Origin of the sequence: Burkholderia sp. 22313 (genome assembly GCF_052045245.1) — a bacterium.
Taxonomy (GTDB): Bacteria; Pseudomonadota; Gammaproteobacteria; order Burkholderiales; family Burkholderiaceae; genus Burkholderia.
Map to the genome: position 1 here is coordinate 1 of NZ_JBQEON010000098.1, position 386 is coordinate 386.

1 pseudogene is annotated in these 386 nt (G+C 54.1%); it reads right to left on the reverse strand.

Annotated features, from left to right (window positions below):
- Positions 1-386: pseudogene (locus ACTJKF_RS31450) on the reverse strand (virulence factor); the annotation flags it as partial.

Here is a 386-nt window from a genome sequence, read left to right on the forward strand (position 1 = left end):
AATGCCCGCGAGTTCCCGCCAGTCCTTTTTATAGTTGGGCGCGACTGTGTAGAAGTATTTTGGATTGAAGGCATAGCGCGAGCTAAGCAGCAGAGGAAACTCAAACATGTACTTGCGGTAGAAGCCTCTGAATGTTTCTTTGCCTCGGTTGCCGTACGCGATGCCCGCGACCGATTGCAGAGTAGTAAAGGACTTCGGGTCGGTGCGAACCATATCGTCATTCTTGTTTGGCGCGGCGAGTCCCTGCGTCCACAACAATTGCCATTCAGTCGGGTAGTCCATGCGTTGCAACGGATTCAACCACATCAGGCCAACAACCTGCGCGGCGAACGGCATGGCGGGCTTTTCGACTGCTGGCGTTGCATTCTCTGTGTGCTCACTAGCAG